We start from the raw sequence: 647 nt of genomic DNA on the forward strand, positions 1-647 counted from the left end.
ACGCGAAAACATCACAATTCTGGATAAAAAAGAAATTGCGTCGTGTCACTGAGCATGGTGTGTTATGAAAACTAGCGTATAAACGCTGTTGGAAGAGGACATTACATGAAACTAAAGTGGCGCTTTAACGATCACTAGAATAATACGGGAGAACCAGCAACACTGTTATCGCTGGTCCTCTTATTAAGATTACATTCGCATTCCACCATCGACTTCTAGTACCCTCCCGGTGACGAACTCGTTGGTTAACACATATTTGATGGTCGATGAAATTTCGTCCGCAAGCCCTAAGCGTCCCACTGGAATCATATTAACCAAGCGTTCCATCGCTTCAGGTTTTATTTGATCGGTCATTGCAGTTTTGATGACACCCGGTGCAATCGCCACTGAACGAATGCCAAAACGCCCTACCTCTTTCGCCCACACTGTAGCCATAGTAGCCACTGCCGCTTTGGATGCGGAGTAGTTGGTTTGACCAATATTCCCGGCACGCGCAACACTGGATATGTTGATTAGAACGCCTTTACTGTCGGTGTTCAGCATTACCTTGCTCGCTTCACGGCCACACAGGAAAGTGCCAGTCACATTCACATCCAGAACGGACTGAAACTGCTCTAGCGACATCGTATTAATCTGACCATCTTTTA

Annotated in this window: 1 protein-coding gene; it reads right to left on the minus strand. The window is 45.9% G+C overall.

Annotated features, from left to right (window positions below):
• Positions 1 to 189: 189 nt before the first annotated feature.
• The coding region (locus tag R7O13_RS27990) for an SDR family oxidoreductase (protein WP_318305339.1) at positions 190 to 647 on the minus strand (458 nt) is incomplete at its 5' end.

Source organism: Vibrio sp. Y176 (assembly GCF_033438945.1).